Source organism: Vagococcus luciliae, assembly GCF_024637875.1.
Classification (GTDB): Bacteria; Bacillota; Bacilli; order Lactobacillales; family Vagococcaceae; genus Vagococcus; species Vagococcus luciliae.
Genome location: NZ_CP102451.1, coordinates 756,835 through 775,400 on the forward strand (window position 1 = coordinate 756,835; position 18,566 = coordinate 775,400).

Consider the following 18,566-nt stretch of genomic DNA (forward strand, 5'->3'; position numbering starts at 1 on the left):
ATTTTCTTGTGATATATTGATAATTGTAAACGATTTCAAAGGGGCGTTTTTATGTCGGAAACAATGTCGTTAAATGAAAAGAAGCTATATAAGGGTAGTAGAGATAAGCCGAATGATTTTGATTATTTTTGGGAAAAACAGATTAGACAATTAAATTCTAAAAATGATTATACGTTATATAAATGTCATTTTATGATTGATTATGTTGACTGTTATGATTTAACAATACAAATGGAGAATAATTCAAGTACTTATTGCAAGGTATTAAAACCACTTGGTAAAGGTCCGTTTCCAGTAGTGTTTCATTTTCATGGTTATCAGGGACAAAGTAGTGATTGGTCAGAGTATTTTAAATATATTTTGGCAGGATATGCCGTTGTAGCGATGGATGTTAGGGGGCAAGCAGGCAAGTCAGTTGATGGTAATTACTTTAAAGGAAATACAGTGAAAGGGCACATTGTTCGCGGGATGACTGAAAATCCAAACGATTTATTTTTTAAAGACATTTATCTCGATGTGTATCGTGTTATAGAGTTAGTAGCAACATTTGATTGGGTAGACAACGATAATTTGACGACTTTAGGTGCTTCACAGGGAGGGGCATTGGCATTAGTTGGAGGAGCGTTAAGTGATAAAATCAAAAAAATTATTAGTGTGTATCCATTTTTGTCTGATTTTTCTCGTGTATTGGAATTAAAGTTGTCATGTGAACCCTATGATGAATTATTTCGATATTTTAAGTTTGAAGACCCTTTTTACATGACGGAAGAAAAAATTTTATCCAGTTTAGATTATATAGATATTAAGAATTTTGCTGACTTAATAAAAGGTGATGTGAAATTAGTGACAGGATTAAGAGATGATATTTGTTTGCCATCGACTCAATATGCGATTGTTAATCATTTGAAGACATCATATGAACATATTATCTTACCAGAATATGGACATGAAGCGATGAATGTATTTATGCATGATAAAATAATGAACTGGATTACCGGTGACAAGATAGGAGAATAGTAATATGGATACTAGTAAGCAAATAGAAAAAGGATTGATAGTGTCTTGTCAGGCATTAGAAAACGAACCTTTACACAGTTCGTTCATTATGTCACGTATGGCAAGAGCAGCGAAAGAATCAGGAGCTGTCGGGATTCGGGCTAATTCGGTGGTGGATATTCAAGCCATACAAGACACGGTTGATTTACCAATAATCGGAATTATTAAAAAAATTTATGAAGATAGTGAGGTATTTATTACTCCTACATTAAAAGAAGTAAGAGCTGTTTGCGCAACGGGTGTAGAAATTGTAGCGATGGATGGAACAACAAGGGAACGACCAAATGGAGAACAACTTAGTGATATTGTGGCAACTATTAGAAAAGAATATCCTAATACACTTTTAATGGCTGACACGGCTTCTTTAGAAGATGCTAAATATGCGGAAGCTCTTGGGTTTGATTTTATAGGTACAACGCTTTATGGGTATACAAACAATACAGATGGAGAAAATATAGCAAATGATGACTTTAGCCATTTGAGAAAACTTCTTAAAGATATTAATAAGCCAGTTATTGTAGAAGGAAAAATTGATACACCAGAAAAGGCACGAAAATCCTTAGAAATTGGTGGATTTAGTGTTGTATGTGGTGGAGCAATTACGAGACCACAGGAAATAGCACAACGTTTTGTTGATGAGATAGCATTAATTAAATAAAAGTGGGGGTCTTATAATGAAAGAGGGAAATAAGAGAAAACAAGTTTTGGGTGAGTTAAAATCTTCTTTAACAGGTTATTTATTTGTTGGACCACAATTGATTTTATTTATACTATTTATTGTTTATCCTGTTCTTGAGGGATTTAAGATGAGTTTATATCGTCAAACCTATACGGAAGATATATTTGTTGGGTTAGAAAATTATAAAGAATTATTTGCAGATCCTGTATTTATCAAATCGGTATTTAATACAATTATTTTTGTTGTGGCTATAGTATTTGGATTATTTGTCGCAACAACAGTTTACGATAAATCAGCTAAGTATATTTCTTTTATTCGAGGAAGTTTTTATTTACCAGTTATGGTATCTATGGTTGTTATGAGTATGATTTGGAATTTTTTATTAAATCCAGCTAATGGGTTAATTAGCTATTTACTAGGTAATGTAGGTGTAGATGATGTTAACTTATTAGGGAGTAGTACCTGGGTTATGCCAACCATTATTTTTGTTACATTTGTAGGTAATGTGGGACAGTCTATTATTTTATATATTGCATCAATGATTGGTATTCCAGAAGATTATTTTGAAGCGGCAGAAATTGATGGGGCAACAAGGTGGCAACGAATGACAAAAATTTTAATTCCATTAGTTCGACCAACAACATTATATTTAGTTGTCATTAATATTATTGCAGTTTTAAAAATATTTGTTGTTATTCAATTATTAACAGGAGGAGGACCAAATAATTCTTCAGTAACTATGATGTATTATCTATACCAAAATGCTTTTATTTACAATAATACAGGTGTTGCAGCAGCTGTAGGTGTATTAATGTTTGTAGTAGCATTACTACTATCTATTCCACAGTTTAAGGCATTTGGAAATAAAAAATAAGGAGGGGTTTGGAGATGAAATGGTTAAAAAAAATCAAAGGAATGGAACGTTATGATCGAATAACCAATATCATTGTATTGATTTTGGCATTGTTAAGTTTGTTTCCCGTATATTGGCTAATTACGAATTCGTTTAAAACATCAGCAGATATTTATAAAATGCCACCAGATGTTTTACCAAAATCTTTGTATTTAGGACATTTTAAGGAATTATTCAAAAATCAACCAGCATTAAAGTGGACATTTAATAGTTTCTTTGTATCAGTAGTTACAACAACACTAAGTGTAATATTATCATCAGCTGCAGCATATGCTTTTGCAAAACTGCACTTTAAAGGGAAAAAAATTCTTTTTTCATTATTTATAGCGTCTTTAATGGTTCCAAAAGAAACCTTTATTGTACCACTATTTAAAATAGTTGTAGCTTTTGATTGGGTGGATACATACCAATCCATGATTATTCCAAATTTGGCAATGTGTTTTGGTGTGTTCATGCTAAAATCTTTTTTCGAATCAATTCCTGATTCGATTAGAGAATCTGCTAAGTTAGATGGGGCTAGTGAGTGGTATATATTTTGGAAATTAATGTTACCGATTGCAAAACCAGGTATAGGAGCATTGTTTATTTTAAATTTTGTTACTTTCTGGAATGATTATTTATGGCAATTATTGATGGCTCGTAGTAAAGGTATGAGTACGTTAACAGTAGGAGTAGCAGGGTTGATGCAAGAAATCAATCCTAATATAGGGTTAAGGGTAGCTGGTGCAGCTGTTGCTGCATTACCTATGATTATTATCTTTATCGTGTTTCAAAAGTATTTCACTAAAGGAATTGCAGCAGGAGCTGTAAAAGAATAAAGGAGAGAAGAAAATGAAAAAGAAAATGTTGAGTTCATTATTGGTGTTAGGGGTAGCAGGACTAGTGTTATCAGGATGTGGTACGGGAGATAAAAAGTCTTCTGAAACAGCTAAAGGAGATAAAAAAGCAGAAGAAGTCGAAGTTTGGTTAACACCTCAATGGAAAGGTGTACAAAGTCCGACTGAAGAAGGGGCAGACTATGATAGTTTCTTTAAAGAAGCAGCTAAAAAGTATAATGAGAAAAATCCTAATGTAAAAATTAATGTGCAAGTCATTCCTGGAGAACAACGTTCAGATAAATTAAGTGTAGCTGCTCAAACAAAAACATTACCAGATATTTTCTTTGATTCAAGTTTTGCGTTAAGCGAATATGCTCATATGGGAATATTAACACCTTTAAATGATATCGTGGATGAACAGTCGAAAAAAGATATTCCTCAGTCGATATGGGATAATGTCACAATAAATGATAACGTTTACTTTTATCCGTTTGGCCACAACCCTGGAACATTAGCTTACAATGCGGACATGTTTAAAGAAGTTGGATTAGATAAATATATTGGAGAAGAACATGATATTGCAACTTGGAGTGTAGATGATTTAACAACTATTTTAAAGACGTTGAAAGAAAAAAATCCAGATGTAGCACCTTTTGGATTATTTGCTAAAAATAATCAAGGAGATACTTGGAATATGTCTTATATGAGAATGTTTGGTAATCCTTTCTTTAGCAAAGATGGTTCAATTATTTTGAATGAAGAATCTGGCGAAAAAGCTTTAACCTATTTAAATGATATTCGTGAAAAAGGGTATACAACTAAGGGAGCAGAATCCCTAACAAGTAATGATGTTAATGCTATGTTCCAAAATAAACAAACAGCGATTAATTTTACGAATAGTGTATTATTTTCAGGGATTCAAAAAGATATGGAAGATGGAAAAGTTGATAAGTTTGATATGAGATTAGCTAATATTCCGGGAGAGAAACAGCCGATATCATTTACGTATGTGACAAGTTCTGTTGTTTTTGATACTGGAGACAAGGAAAGAATGGAAACAGCAAAAGATTTTGTTAAATTCTATTCTACAGATGCAGAATTGGTTAAAGCTTCAAAAAATACATTACCAGTAAGAGAGAGCGTATCAAAAGAAGTTGCGACAGAGTTACCGTATTTAGAAGCTTATAATAAAAATTCTGATTATGTTATTAATTTTTCTAATAATACGCCAGGTTACGCTGAATTAAGAAATGCGTTTTTCCCTGAATTGCAAGCGGTCTTTACTGGAGAAAAAACACCAAAAGAAGCAGTTGATAATTTTACAGATCAAGGAAATCGTATTATTGAAACAAATAAGAAAAAATCAGTTATTTTAAAATAGGTAGTGATGAGGATGTTAAAAGGAAATCGTATAGAACAAATCAATGATGAATTATTGGAAGCTATTCCTGTTATTACGTCATTTATAAAAAAAATAACTGAATTTAAAGAGCAAAGTGTGATTATCACAGAAAATATAACAGCTAATTTTTTAAGTTATCAAACTGGAAATGAGCATGATAGAGTTTGGGAAGCGCATAAGTTACATTATGATTTGCATTATATGTTTGAGGGAAAAGAGTCTATTGTTTTTTCAAGCAAGCTGAGTGAGATGGGTGATTACTACCTTGAAGAAGATTATTATCTTCTTCAAGGTTTAAGTGAGTATTCAGAAAAGTTGTTAACTGGGCAGTGGCTATTTATCGATACAGAAGAAGCTCACAGAACAGGTATAGGTAATGGCGAGCAAGTTAAAAAAATAGTGTTTAAGATAAGGAAGGCTTAGAAATGAAAACTTATCTATGTATTGATATTGGTGGAACAACGATTAAGTCAGGAATATTTGACGATGATGGCTATATTATTGAAAGATTTAGTTTAGTGAACACTGATAATAGTGATAAAAAACGAAATATCGTCACTAGTTTAATGACTATTATCAATCAGGCTAAAATAAATTATACACTTTCAGGTATCTGTATATCCACAGCAGGAGTAGTTGATCCAAATACAGGTGAGGTTATTTATGCTGGTTATACTATACCAAACTATACGAACACACCATTAAAAGCGTTGGTGGAAACTAACTTTCAATTACCTTGTGAAGTCGAAAATGATGTTAACTGTGCATGCTTAGGAGAATACTGGAAAGGCAGTTTAAGAGATGTGGAAAATGGCATTTGCTTGACCGTGGGAACAGGTATTGGAGGTTCGTTGTTAAGAGATGGAGAGATTGAGCATGGTATTGGTTTTACAGCAGGAGAGGTAGGGTATCTGCTTATTGATGGTCAAAAATACCAAGATATTGCTTCAACGACTTATTTGATTAATACTGTTAATCACCATAAACAAACTAAATTAAATGGTAAAGAGATATTTGAATTAGCTAAAAATGGTGATGTTATTTGTGTGAATGGTATAAAAAAAATGATAGATAATCTATCCATAGGGTTGATTAATATGATGTATTTATTAAACCCAGAAGTCATTGTTTTAGGTGGAGGAATTATGGCACAAAAAGAGTGTCTAGAACCTTTAATTAATGATAGTATAGCAAAAAATATAGAAGACCATCGTTTTTTTAAAACGAAGATATTATTTGCCGAATTAGAAAATGATGCAGGAATGATAGGAGCGTTGTATAATTTTAAGAAAAGACATTAATTAAGAGAGGTCAACTATGACTATTTTAGAAGAAATACAACAAAAATTCCCATCCTTTTCTGATAAAGAGAAAAAAATAGCAACCTACTTATTGAAAAATAGTGACACATTAACCAATATTAATATTTCTACTTTAGCTAAAGAAACCAATACATCTCCTGCAACGATTACGAGATTTGCTAAAAAATTAAATCAAAATGGATTTGTTGATTTAAAGATACAGTTAAGTGCCGTTCCTGCTGTCCATATTGAAAATGATATGGCGATAAACAGTGATGTCTATAATTTTTACACAAAAGTGATTGAGCAAACTGAACAAATGGTAAAGCAAGAAGATTTAGAAAATGTTGTTCAAACCATAAAAAAAGCACCACGAATTTTTATATTTGGCGTAGGAAGTTCAGGATTGACAGCTTTAGAATTCACACAACGGTTAATGAGAATGGGGTTAAATGTTGTCTCTACAACAGATTCCCATATGATGTTAATCACAAGCTCGATGGCTGTTAGTGGGGATTTAGTGATTGGCATATCCGCTTCAGGAGAAACAACTGATGTTAATGAAGCAATTTTATGCTCAAAACAAAACGGTGCTCATATCGTTAGTATTACAAGTTTTCCTGAAAGTACACTTTCTAAATTATCTGATACGTCATTATTGGTATATAACAGTGCGTTTATTGGACGAGAACGTTTTATAAATTCTCAATTTGCCATAATGTATCAAATTGACGTTATTTCAACGATGTTACTAGAAGATAATCAATTAAACGATAGAATGAATCAAACGATTAAAGTTATCACAAGAAATAGTTTGAATGAGGAGCTTAAAAGAAATGAAAAATCTTGATAAATATAAAGGTATTATCCCAGCATTTTATGCTTGTTACGATGAAGCAGGGAATATTAGTGGAGAGAGAGTACAAGAACTAGCAACATATTATTTAAACAAAGGTGTTAAAGGGTTATATGTAGGTGGGAGCTCAGGCGAGTGTATCTATCAAACAGTAGAGGAAAGACAAGAAGTTCTAGAAAATGTGATGAAAGCTGTGGGTGGTAAGATGACAATAATAGCCCATGTTGCTGCACCATCAACCAGAGACAGTATTATTTTAGCTAAACATGCAGAAAGTTTAGGGGTTGATGCTTTAGCTGCGATTCCGCCAATTTACTTTGGTTTACCAGAATTTGCGATTAAAGATTACTGGGTATCTATGATGGAGGCCACTAATTTAGATTTTATTATTTATAATATTCCACAAACAACAGGATATGCCTTAAGTATTGAATTATTAAAAGAAATGATGGCGTATGATCAAGTCATCGGTGTAAAAAATTCATCGATGCCAGTACAAGATATTTACCTATTTAAACGTCATGCAGGAAAAGATATCGTGGTATTTAATGGACCTGATGAACAATTTATAGCTGGAAGAATCATGGGTGCTGATGGAGGAATAGGTGGAACGTATGGTGTGATGCCTGAACTGTTTATAGCAGCGAATAATGCCATCGAAAACGGAGAATTAGAATTAGCTAAAAACTTACAAATCAAAATTGATGATATTATTTTTAAAATGTTATCTGCAAAAGGTAATTTGTATGATGTGATGAAAGCTATTTTGAAAAAAAGAGGAATCAACATAGGTAGTGTGAGACAACCCTTGCCTAAAATTACAATAGAGGATAGATTAATTGTTGAGGAATCATATCATATGATTCAAGATGCTCTTAACTATATAGAAACAGTTTAAAATGATAGGACTGGAAAAATTGACTTTATGACAATTTTTCTAGTTCTTATTTATTTTTTTTTCGCGATAGTGTAGAATGAATTTGTTCAGTATTTTTTTATAATATTTATTGATGTTATTTTTACTAAATATTGTCAATCAAATAGACATGGATAAACTAACATTATTTAGCCGAATAATATTATATATAGTTATCATCTGACTATAACCTAAAAATACTTACCTATTTTTAGGTTATTATTTTTCACAAGGTTTAAGTCGGGATGAATAGAAATTTAAAAGATTAGATGTTAGAAAAAATGTCAGTATAAGTTTTATTTCATAGAGAGTCTAGTATAATAAGTTAGTCAAAAAAACGCCTCTTGTTAGTAAAAAAGAGAGGCGTTTTTGTTTTCTTTACCTATTTTTTAAAATCTATCTTTCTTATTGTCTTTTATAAATTAGTATCGACTATTTTATTTCTGTGAAAAAATTGTTGTATTAATTTATATAAGAAATCGTTTTATACTTTGTTTATCAAAGAAGTGGGAGTGGTAAACATGAGTCAATGGTTAAATACAATGGGAAAAGTAGCGGTTGTTACAGGAGGATCTTCAGGAATTGGGGCAGCAATTGTGAAAGCGTTATTAGGTGAAGATGTTAAGGTCGCTAATTTTGATTTATCTGAAGGTAAAGAAAAACATGAAAACTTGTTATTTGTACCTGTAGATGTATCAAACAGAGAACAAGTTGAATCTGCTGTAAACAAAGTGGTTGAAACATTTGGAACAATTGACTGTTTAGTAAATAATGCAGGCATTAATATTCCGAGATTATTGGTTGATGCTAAAGAATCACATAGTGACTATGAACTATCAGATGCTATTTTTGACAAAATGGTAGCAGTAAATCAAAAAGGTGTCTACTTAATGAGTCAAGCTGTTGGACGTATTTTAGTAGAAAAAAAATCAGGTGTGATTATTAATATGTCTTCAGAATCTGGATTAGAAGGATCAGAAGGACAAAGTTGCTACGCTGCAACAAAAGCAGCCGTGAATAGTTTTACCCGTTCTTGGTCAAAAGAATTAGGGAAACATGGCGTGCGAGTAGTTGGTATCGCTCCAGGTATTATGGAAGAAACAGGATTAAGAACATTGTCTTATGAAACAGCATTAGCTTATACACGAAACATTACAGTTGATGAGTTAAGAGCTGGATATAGTAAAACAAGCACCATCCCATTAGGTCGAAGTGGAAAATTATCAGAAGTAGCTGATCTAGTATGTTATTTCATGTCTGACAGAGCAAGTTATGTCACAGGGGTAACAACTAATGTTGCTGGAGGTAAAACAAGAGGATAAAAGAAGTGAGGGGTTCACTTGGCTCAGATTGATACATGGTATGACATATTAAATGTATTGGTTTCGTACGAGAAAATAAAAGAAACAGAACTAAGAGATATTGTAAGGGTTAGCTTGCCAACATTAAAAAAAGAATTAACGTTGCTAAATGGGCAGCTAGAATCAGTTTTAAAAATTAATAAAATCAATGATTACTATTTATTGGAAATAATTGACTACACAGCATTTGAAAGTATTATGAATGGCGAACTAAAACAAGAAACGGATTTTAATTCTGTTAAAAAACGGGTTGCTTATATTTTAAAACGTTTAATTGATACAAATGATTATTTATTGATTGATGACTTGGCACAAGAATTAGAAACAAGTCGAGGAACTGTCACAAGAGACTTGAAAGAAATTAAAAAAGTGATTGAAAAATTTAGTGTGTCTATCTCAGGGACACCTAACAAAGGATTGAAGATAGAAGGAAATGAATTTGATATTCGGTTATTATACCTACATCACATTTATGATTACTATCCAAGTAATGACTTTATTCCCAATATTTCTTCTTATATGACAACTTATTCTCTTGAAAATAACATACCAACTAATAGTGTTAATACGTGGAAAAAAGTGTTGGAAATCACATTGATGAGGATTCATCAGCAACATCAGTTAAATCGACCAATTCCACATTATACAAACTATCAGTGGCGTGATGAGTCATTTGATCAGTTAATTTATCAAATAGAATCATTGTATGAAATAACATTGAGTCAGTATGATATTGATTTTATCAGCTTTCCTTTAAATATCAGCAATACAGGTGCTGTTGAGAAAGTCTATATGAATGAGCCGTTTATCAGAGAAATTTTTGACCAAATGATGCGACATGTTTCTAACTTGATGAGTGTTGAATTTGATGAAGAAGAGTTATATACAGAAATGCGATTTCATTTGTTGTATTTATTAAATCGCTTGATTTTTCGTATTGATAATTATGATTATTTTTACGGAGAGTTAGAGAAAAAATACCCATTTGCTTATGAAGTAGCAAAAGTTTCTATGGAAAAGATTGAAGAAGTAATAGGTAGACAATCTTCTGAAGCTGAGATTAGTTATTTAGCCGTTTATTTTGAGCTGATGATGAAAAAAAATCGTCCTCAAGATAAAAAAATTGCGATTGTTTGCAATACAGGTAAAGGAACAGCTAATTTAATGAAGCAACAAATTAATCAAGTATTAGGCAGTCACATCAAGTTAGAAACTTATACAGAAATAGAGTATCAAGAAATAGATTTATCAAATTATTTTGCTGTTTTTACAACAATTCCTTTAAAGAACATAGGTGATAAGATTCCATTAATTCGGATTACAAATTTATTTAATGATGAATGGCTACATTCGGAATGGCGACGTGTGAATAAAATGAATCAGCTACAATTTGAGCATGTCGATTTTTCTTTCACTCATATGAAAAAAGCTTCAACATATCACAAACAACTATCACAAATGATTGAAGTTTTACGGGATAAAAAGCAAGTTGATGCACAATTTGAGGAACGGATTATTGAAAGGGAGCATAAGCAAACCACTGTTTTTGGTAATGGGATTGCATTTCCCCATGCATTAAATAAAGGAAATAATCGAATCGTGTTTCATTTAGGTGTTTTAGGAAATAAGTGCAGCAGTGATGAGGAGATACGATTTATTTTTATGGTTGGAATACCACAAGAAATGACCAAAAAAGTCGAAGCCGAATTATTGCAATTATACGATAATATGTTAAGAATCACATCAGATAAAGAAAAGTCGAAAGAATTATATGAATTAAATAGCTCAGAAGAGTTTTATGACTGGTTATGGAAAGAGGTAGTGTAAATGAATTTCATGATAGTATTAGGAGCGTTTGGTATAGGAGCTTATTTACTTCAAATTGTTTTTGGTATGAAACAAATTAAACATTTTAATCAAACCTATCAGCAGCTACGAAGAAAAGGGAAAGTAGCTATCGGTCGTCGAGCTGGGAAACTTAAGGCTGGAACCATCGTTATGTTTGCCGTATCAAAAGAAGGCGAAATCATTGAATCAGTTAAAATGCAAGGGGTTACGGTAATGGCAAAATTTAAACAAATGCCACAATTCAATGGACAATTTATCACGTCTCTTGTGTCAGATAATGATCTTGTTCAACAAGAAAATAAATTGATGAGACAAGCGATTGTCAATGCTAGAGAGATATATATTCGCGTTGAAGAAGGCAATTATGTGGAAGAAAAGCCAGTATCACCATTTGTTTTAGCTAAAATACAGGCTAATTTATTTAAAGAAAAAATACAAACAAAATTAAAAAGAGGTGTTTAATAATGGAATATGTTACACAGTTTGCTGAAGGATTTATGGGGTTGTTCCAAACAGGAGCTCAAACCTTTATTAGTTGGATGTCAGGGATTGTACCCGTTGTTTTAATGTTGATGGTATTAATGAATACATTAATTGCTTTTCTAGGGGAAGAACGTGTTGTTAAGGTAGCCAAAGTATCTGCTAAAAACCCATTTACTCGTTATTTATTGTTACCATTCATTTCAGCGTTTATGTTAGGAAACCCAATGTCATTTACAATGGCTCGTTTTTTACCTGAATACTATAAACCAAGTTATTATGCAGCACAAGCACAGTTTTGTCATACAAGTAATGGTGTTTTTCCTCATATAAACCCAGGTGAGTTATTTGTTTGGTTAGGGATTGCATCAGGAATTGAACAATTAGGATTAAACACAATGGAATTAGCCATTCGTTATATGTTAGTAGGGATTGTGATGAACTTTATTGGTGGTTGGGTAACTGACTACACGACAGCTTTTGTGTGTAAACAACAAGGCATCACATTAAGTAAAACAGTTGATACATTAGTAAACTAGGAAAAGAGGGACTAACGATGTCATATAAAAGTATAAAAGTAACAAAAGGTAGTGGGGGATTTGGTGGCCCACTTATTATTACACCAACAGAAGAAAAACATAAATTTATTTATATTACTGGTGGAGGAGAAAAACCTGCTATTGTTGATAAAATTGTTGAATTAACAGGTATGGAAGCAGTAAATGGATTTAAAACATCTATTCCTGATTCTGAAATCGCTTTAGCTATTATTGACTGTGGTGGGACATTACGATGTGGCATTTATCCTAAAAAAGAAATTCCAACGATTAACATTGTTCCAACTGGAAAAAGTGGTCCATTAGCACAATATATTACAGAATCCATCTATGTATCGGCAGTTGGATTAAATCAAATTGAGTTAGTAGACGCTAAAGAAAGTACAACCGCTACTACTAAAACAGAAGAGCCGAAAAAAGAATATAAATACAGCACAGATAAAAAAATCACTGAACAACGCGCGGAACAACAAAGCTTTATTGCTAAAATTGGTATGGGAGCTGGTAAAGTCGTAGCAACCTTTAACCAATCAGCTCGTGAAGGTGTTCAAACAATGATTAATACGGTGATTCCGTTTATGGCATTTGTGTCATTATTAATCGGAATTATCCAAGGATCAGGTGTGGGTGATTGGTTTGCTAAAATCATGTCACCACTTGCAGGAAATGCAATTGGTTTGATGGTGATCGGATTTATTTGTTCATTACCATTCTTATCACCATTGCTTGGACCTGGTGCTGTTATCAGTCAAGTTATCGGAACATTAATTGGTGTTGAAATTGGACGTGGAAATATTCCACCACAATTAGCATTACCAGCATTATTTGCCATTAACACACAAAATGCATGTGACTTTATTCCAGTAGGATTAGGATTAGAAGAAGCAGAAGCTGAAACAGTAGAAGTTGGTGTGCCATCAGTATTGTACTCACGATTCTTAAATGGTGTCCCTCGTGTTGTAGTAGCATGGTTAGCAAGTTTTGGATTATATCAATAAAATTTTTAAATGATTAGGGAGATTTTTTAAATGGAAAAAGTATTTGAAACAAACGTAATTAACATTGGTAGCGAAGCAGAAATGTTTAAATCAGAAAACATGATTATCTTATTTGGTGAAAATGCCCCAAGTACATTATCAGATTATTGCTTTAACATTGAAGTAAAGAATATCGAAAAAGATATTGAAAAAGGTATGACAGTGAGTTTTGATGACAATACTTATGCCATTACAGCTGTAGGAGATGTTGTGAAAAAAAATCTCTCAGATTTAGGTCATATCACCATCAAATTTGATGGATCAACAGAAGCGGAATTACCTGGAACACTTTATGTTGAAGAAAAAGCATTACCAACGATTAGTATTGGCACAATTATTTCAATTCAATAAAAAAGGTGGTTATTAAATGGAATTTTTATTAGATACAATTAATCTTGAAACCATTCGTTTGTATAATGATTGTTTAGAAATTGATGGGGTAACATCCAATCCATCTATTGTTAAAAAGGAAGGTCGAGTAGACTTCTATCAACATATGAAAGACATTCGACAAGTAATAGGTTTTGATAAAACGTTACATGTTCAAGTGATAGGAAAAACATATGAAGAGATGATGACAGATGCTAAGGCATTGATTAGTGAGATTGATTCAGATATTTATATAAAAGTTCCAACAACCTTGGATGGATTAAAAGTGATGAAAGAGTTGAAAAAAATGGAAATAGGTGTGACTGCTACAGCTATTTATTCAACCTTTCAAGGAATCATGGCGATTAATGTGGGGGCGGATTATATCGCTCCTTACTATAATCGAATGGAAAATTTAGGTGTTCAATCTAGTGAAGTCTTGTTAGAATTAAGTGAGGTTATTAAAACAAGTCAATCATCAACAAAAATTTTAGCTGCTAGTTTTAAAAATGTGTTACAGGTGAATTCGGCTATTTCTGCAGGAGCTCATGCTGTCACAATTGGACCAGATATATTAGATAATGGATTGAACCTGGTATCTGTTGATCAAGCAGTCGAAGATTTTAGAGATGATTGGTTTAGTTTGTATGATAAGTATTCTATTGAGTAATCACTAGGAGGAAGACGATGACGGATAATCGATTAGTTATTTTTGATATGGATGGTGTATTGATTGATTCAGAGAAGTTTTACATGAAGAGTGAACAGCGTGTGGTCGAATCTTTTGGGAAAAAAGCCAGTATCAGAGATTTTAGAAAATATTGTGGGATGACTCAGACAAACATTTGGAGTGGGATAAAATCCGATTTTGATTTACCCAAAAGTGTTGATGAGTTAAAAGTCCAAGGTAAGGAGTCTTTAGAATATCTGTTTGAAACAGAACCAGTAGAGTTGATATCTGGTGTTTTAGAGACATTAAAAGGATTAAAAGAGGGGAATGTCCCTATGGCAGTTGCTTCATCAACTGGTAAAAAACTGATTTTAGAACATTTGACTCAACTAGGGATAAAAGATTATTTTTCTTTAATAAAATCAGCTGAAGAAGTGGGTGCCTCAAAACCAAATCCTAAAATATTTTTGGAAACAGCAAAAGAATTTGGTGTAACACCTGATAAATGTTTAGTTGTAGAGGATTCAACCAATGGAATTTTGGCAGCTAAACATGCTGATATGTATTGTCTGGCTTTTTCAAATCCTGAATATGATCCAATTGATCAATCAAAAGCGGATAAAATAACCGATGATTTGAGAGTGTTGACACCTAAATTTGTTGAAATGGTTTTAGTATAAAAAGATGGATCCCGCTTTTGGGAACCATCTTTTTTTAATTCATCATAGAGACAATAGGTCTAGTATCACCGTAATATAGTTGCCGATAGCTAATAGGTGACATGTTTGTTTTCTTTTTAAAAATACGACTAAAGTACGCAGGATCACTATACCCAACTTGATGACTAATATCCGCCAATAAGTCATCCGATTCTTTTAATAATACTTTGGCTTGTTCAATACGATAGTCTGTTAAGTAATTATTGAATGTCATTCCAGTTTCTTTTTTGAAAAGATTAGAGACATAGTACTTGTTCAAATGAAGATAGTCAGCTAATTTATCTAGTGTCAGTTGATTTTGATAATTTGTATGGATGTAATCAATCATGGAATAGGTCATATCATTATTTGTAGATACTCGGTCTTTAGTTGATTTGCCCAATAAAGAAATCTGGTTTAAGGAGATAATTGCCCGATGAATAGATTCTAGGGTTTCTTGTTCGTTAAATGGAAAGGTTAAATAGTCAAGAGAACCTAATTGCATGGACTGTTTGATATGAGAAAAATTTTCTTCATGGTCGATAGTGATAAAACGACAATTTGGACGGATAGTTTGTAATTTTTTTTGTAAATCGAATGGATTAGCATCTTTTAGAGTAATATCTAAGAGAATAATTTCGGGAAAGTAGTTATTAGTCACACGGATGGCATCGTCATAAGAAGTTGAATCAGGTAGTAAAAAAACATTAATAAAATAGGTATTCACTAAATCTTTTATTTTAGCGTTAACTTTCTTGTCATTCGTAACAATCATCATATAGCACATAAATAACACTCCTTTAACAAATTACTTCACAAACTTTCAGAGCGACACAATATAAAATGTTGTAATTATCTTTATTATACCACACGAAAATGTAATATTTATTGTGTTGATTTAAAAAATCCAAAAACATCTTAAAAAAGTCCTACCTACATCTTTGTGAAATTTAATATACTATAAATGTAAATGAAAACGCAAACAAATGATAGGAGGAAGATTCATGGTTTCTGAAAAAAAGACAGAGAACACAATTATTACTCAAGTAGATAAGTTAGTAGTGAATGCTAAAGTTGCTTTGAAAGAGATGATGGCTTTTGACCAAGAAAAAGTCGATACTATCGTTCAAAAAATGGCAATTGCAGCGATGGATCAACATATGCCACTTGCTAAATTAGCTGTGGAAGAAACAGGCAGAGGTGTTTTTGAAGATAAAGCAATCAAAAATATGTTTGCTTCAGAAAGTATTTGGAACGACATCAAAGATGACAAAACAGTTGGTGTGATTTCTGAAGATTTACAATCTGAATTAATTGAAATTGCCGAACCAGTGGGTATTATTTGTGGTGTGACACCAACAACGAATCCAACTTCTACAACTATCTTTAAATCATTAATTGCTATTAAAACACGAAATCCAATCGTTTTTGCTTTCCATCCATCAGCACAAAAATCATCTGCAGCAGCGGCAAAAGTTGTAAGAGATGCGGCAATAGCAGCAGGGGCTCCTGAAAATTGTATTCAATGGATTGATACACCTTCCTTAGAAGGAACAAATGCGCTAATGAATCATCCAGATGTGGCTATTGTTTTAGCAACAGGTGGTAGTGGTATGGTGAAGGCTGCTTATTCAACTGGAAAACCAGCATTAGGAGTTGGACCAGGTAACACACCAGCATACTTAGAAAAAACAGCCAACATCCGCCGTTCAGTACAAGACTTAGTATTATCAAAATCATTTGATAATGGGATGATTTGCGCAACAGAACAAGGTGTGATAGTTGATAAAGAAATATATGATGAAGTGAAAGAAGAATTTAAACGTCACCATGTTTATTTTGTTAAACCAAGTGAATTATCACAATTAGAAGATGTGGTAATGAATGAAACAAAAACGGCTGTTAATGCAGCAATTGTGGGTAAACCAGCAACTGAAATTGCCAAATTAGCAGGTATTAAAGTTCCTGAAAAAACACAAGTATTAATTGCTGAATTAGAAGGGACAGGAGCTAAATATCCATTATCTCTTGAAAAATTATCACCTGTTTTAGCAATGGTGAAAGCAAAATCGCAAGAAGATGCCTTTGTACTATGTGAGAATATGTTAGAGTTTGGTTTAGGGCATACAGCAAGTATTCATACGACTGACTTAGAAGTTGAATTAGCATTTGGTATGCGTATGAGAGCTAACCGTATCTTAGTTAATACACCAGCAGCTTTAGGTGGTATTGGAGATATCTATAACGAAATGATTCCTTCATTAACATTAGGTTGTGGATCTCAAGGTAAAAACTCAACATCTAGAAACGTTTCTGCTGTCAATTTAATTAACGTCAAAACACTAGCAAGAAGGAGAAAAAATATGCAATGGTTCAGATTACCTTCAAGAATATTCTTTGAGAAAAATTCATTACAATATCTACGCTCTATGGACAACGTTGAACGTGTATTCTTAGTATGTGACCCTGGTATGGTTAAACTAGGTTATGCAGACTTAGTAACACATATGTTGAATAGTCGTGACAATGATGTATCAGTGAGAATCTTCTCTGAAGTTGAACCAAATCCATCAACCAATACTGTTTATAAAGGAACAGAACAAATTGTTGAATTCCAACCAGATACAATCATCGCACTTGGTGGTGGATCAGCCATTGATGCCGCTAAAGGTATGTGGTTATTCTATGAACATCCAGAAGCAGAGTTCTTTGGAGCAAAACAAAAATTCTTAGATATTCGTAAACGTATCTATAAATTCCCTAAAGCGGTTAAATCACAATTAGTCTGTATTCCAACAACATCTGGTACTGGTGCAGAAGTAACACCATTTGCCGTTATTACAGATAGTGATACACATGTGAAATACCCATTAGCAGACTATGCATTAACTCCTGATGTGGCAATTATTGACCCACAATTTGTAACATCCGTTCCAAAAGCAATCGCAGCAGATACCGGAATGGACGTGTTAACTCATGCGTTAGAATCATATGTATCAGTTATGGCGTCAGATTATTCAAGAGGCTTAAGTATCGAAGCTATTAAGTTAGTCTTTGAAAACCTAGAAACATCTGTAAAAACACAAGAATTCGACGCAAGGGAAAAAATGCATAATGCATCAGCACTAGCTGGTATGGCATTTGCCAATGCATTTTTAGGAATTTGCCATTCGATTGCTCATAAAATTGGTGGAGAGTACAATATTCCTCATGGACGTACGAATGCGATTTTATTACCACATATTGTGAAATACAATGCGACAAAACCAGTAAAACATGCAACGTTCCCTAAATATGAGTACTTTAAAGCAGATGAAGATTATGCAGACATTGCACGTATCTTGGGACTTAAAGGAAATACAACACAAGAATTAGTTGATAGTTTAATTCAAGCGATTATTGATTTAGGTAAGAGTGTGGGTATTGATATGAGTCTGAAATCACAAGGTGTAACGCAAGAAGTATTAGATTCAACAGTTGATCATATGGCAGAATTAGCCTTTGAAGACCAATGTACTACAGCGAATCCAAAAGAACCGTTAGTAAGTGAATTAAAACAAATTATTGTGGACGCTTATGAAGGTGTTTAAATGAATGATTGAATC

Annotated in this window: 19 protein-coding genes; 18 read left to right on the forward strand and 1 reads right to left on the reverse strand. The window is 32.8% G+C overall.

Features of this window, described 5'->3' with window-relative positions:
* Window positions 1-51 precede the first annotated feature (51 nt).
* The 17 genes from G314FT_RS03955 to G314FT_RS04035 all read left to right on the forward strand — a co-directional run bounded on the left by G314FT_RS03955 (window position 52) and on the right by G314FT_RS04035 (window position 14,943).
* Complete coding sequence (locus G314FT_RS03955; RefSeq protein ID WP_257702151.1) at window positions 52-1,017, forward strand: acetylxylan esterase; 966 nt, start codon at window positions 52-54, stop codon at window positions 1,015-1,017.
* Between the two features lie 4 nt (window positions 1,018-1,021).
* The gene (locus G314FT_RS03960; RefSeq protein WP_257702152.1) at window positions 1,022-1,714 is read left to right on the forward strand and encodes an N-acetylmannosamine-6-phosphate 2-epimerase; all 693 of its coding nucleotides are present in this window, start codon (window positions 1,022-1,024) and stop codon (window positions 1,712-1,714) included.
* Window positions 1,715-1,730: 16 nt separating this feature from the next.
* Complete coding sequence (locus tag G314FT_RS03965) at window positions 1,731-2,609, forward strand: carbohydrate ABC transporter permease (RefSeq protein WP_257702153.1); 879 nt, start codon at window positions 1,731-1,733, stop codon at window positions 2,607-2,609.
* A 14-nt stretch (window positions 2,610-2,623) separates the two neighbouring features.
* A complete protein-coding gene (locus tag G314FT_RS03970) occupies window positions 2,624-3,466 on the forward strand; it encodes a carbohydrate ABC transporter permease (protein ID WP_257702154.1) in 843 nt (280 codons plus the stop codon).
* A 13-nt stretch (window positions 3,467-3,479) separates the two neighbouring features.
* Window positions 3,480-4,847 carry an ABC transporter substrate-binding protein gene (locus G314FT_RS03975; RefSeq protein ID WP_257702155.1) on the forward strand — a complete coding sequence of 456 codons (1,368 nt, stop codon included), beginning with the start codon at window positions 3,480-3,482 and terminating at the stop codon, window positions 4,845-4,847.
* Window positions 4,848-4,859: 12 nt separating this feature from the next.
* Window positions 4,860-5,291, forward strand: coding sequence for a YhcH/YjgK/YiaL family protein (locus tag G314FT_RS03980; protein ID WP_257702156.1), 432 nt, complete (start codon window positions 4,860-4,862; stop codon window positions 5,289-5,291).
* 2 nt (window positions 5,292-5,293) lie between these two features.
* Window positions 5,294-6,169, forward strand: coding sequence for an ROK family protein (locus tag G314FT_RS03985; protein WP_257702157.1), 876 nt, complete (start codon window positions 5,294-5,296; stop codon window positions 6,167-6,169).
* Between the two features lie 16 nt (window positions 6,170-6,185).
* Window positions 6,186-7,019, forward strand: coding sequence for a MurR/RpiR family transcriptional regulator (locus tag G314FT_RS03990; protein WP_257702158.1), 834 nt, complete (start codon window positions 6,186-6,188; stop codon window positions 7,017-7,019).
* Window positions 7,006-7,923, forward strand: a complete 918-nt coding sequence (locus tag G314FT_RS03995) for a dihydrodipicolinate synthase family protein (protein ID WP_257702159.1) — start codon at window positions 7,006-7,008, stop codon at window positions 7,921-7,923. Before G314FT_RS03990 ends, G314FT_RS03995 begins: the two co-directional genes overlap by 14 nt.
* Window positions 7,924-8,462: 539 nt before the next feature.
* Window positions 8,463-9,263: an SDR family oxidoreductase gene (locus tag G314FT_RS04000; protein ID WP_257702160.1), complete on the forward strand. Its 801-nt coding sequence runs from the start codon at window positions 8,463-8,465 to the stop codon at window positions 9,261-9,263.
* Window positions 9,264-9,281: 18 nt separating this feature from the next.
* Window positions 9,282-11,129 carry a BglG family transcription antiterminator gene (locus tag G314FT_RS04005; protein ID WP_257702161.1) on the forward strand — a complete coding sequence of 616 codons (1,848 nt, stop codon included), beginning with the start codon at window positions 9,282-9,284 and terminating at the stop codon, window positions 11,127-11,129.
* Window positions 11,130-11,612, forward strand: a complete 483-nt coding sequence (locus G314FT_RS04010) for a transcriptional regulator GutM (RefSeq protein WP_125957398.1) — start codon at window positions 11,130-11,132, stop codon at window positions 11,610-11,612.
* Between the two features lie 2 nt (window positions 11,613-11,614).
* Window positions 11,615-12,169 carry a PTS glucitol/sorbitol transporter subunit IIC gene (gene srlA, locus G314FT_RS04015; RefSeq protein WP_257702162.1) on the forward strand — a complete coding sequence of 185 codons (555 nt, stop codon included), beginning with the start codon at window positions 11,615-11,617 and terminating at the stop codon, window positions 12,167-12,169.
* 17 nt (window positions 12,170-12,186) lie between these two features.
* Complete coding sequence (gene srlE, locus G314FT_RS04020; protein WP_125957394.1) at window positions 12,187-13,185, forward strand: PTS glucitol/sorbitol transporter subunit IIB; 999 nt, start codon at window positions 12,187-12,189, stop codon at window positions 13,183-13,185.
* A 30-nt stretch (window positions 13,186-13,215) separates the two neighbouring features.
* Window positions 13,216-13,575: a PTS glucitol/sorbitol transporter subunit IIA gene (locus G314FT_RS04025; RefSeq protein ID WP_125957393.1), complete on the forward strand. Its 360-nt coding sequence runs from the start codon at window positions 13,216-13,218 to the stop codon at window positions 13,573-13,575.
* Window positions 13,576-13,591: 16 nt separating this feature from the next.
* Complete coding sequence (locus tag G314FT_RS04030; RefSeq protein WP_257702163.1) at window positions 13,592-14,263, forward strand: fructose-6-phosphate aldolase; 672 nt, start codon at window positions 13,592-13,594, stop codon at window positions 14,261-14,263.
* Window positions 14,264-14,280: 17 nt separating this feature from the next.
* Complete coding sequence (locus tag G314FT_RS04035; protein ID WP_257702164.1) at window positions 14,281-14,943, forward strand: HAD family hydrolase; 663 nt, start codon at window positions 14,281-14,283, stop codon at window positions 14,941-14,943.
* A gap of 34 nt (window positions 14,944-14,977) precedes the next feature.
* On the opposite strand, the gene G314FT_RS04040 is transcribed toward G314FT_RS04035, so the two are convergent.
* A complete protein-coding gene (locus G314FT_RS04040) occupies window positions 14,978-15,748 on the reverse strand; it encodes an AraC family transcriptional regulator (protein WP_257702165.1) in 771 nt (256 codons plus the stop codon).
* Window positions 15,749-15,965: 217 nt separating this feature from the next.
* On the opposite strand from G314FT_RS04040, the gene adhE reads away from it, so the two are divergent.
* Window positions 15,966-18,551: a bifunctional acetaldehyde-CoA/alcohol dehydrogenase gene (gene adhE, locus G314FT_RS04045; protein WP_257702166.1), complete on the forward strand. Its 2,586-nt coding sequence runs from the start codon at window positions 15,966-15,968 to the stop codon at window positions 18,549-18,551.
* Window positions 18,552-18,566: the final 15 nt, after the last annotated feature.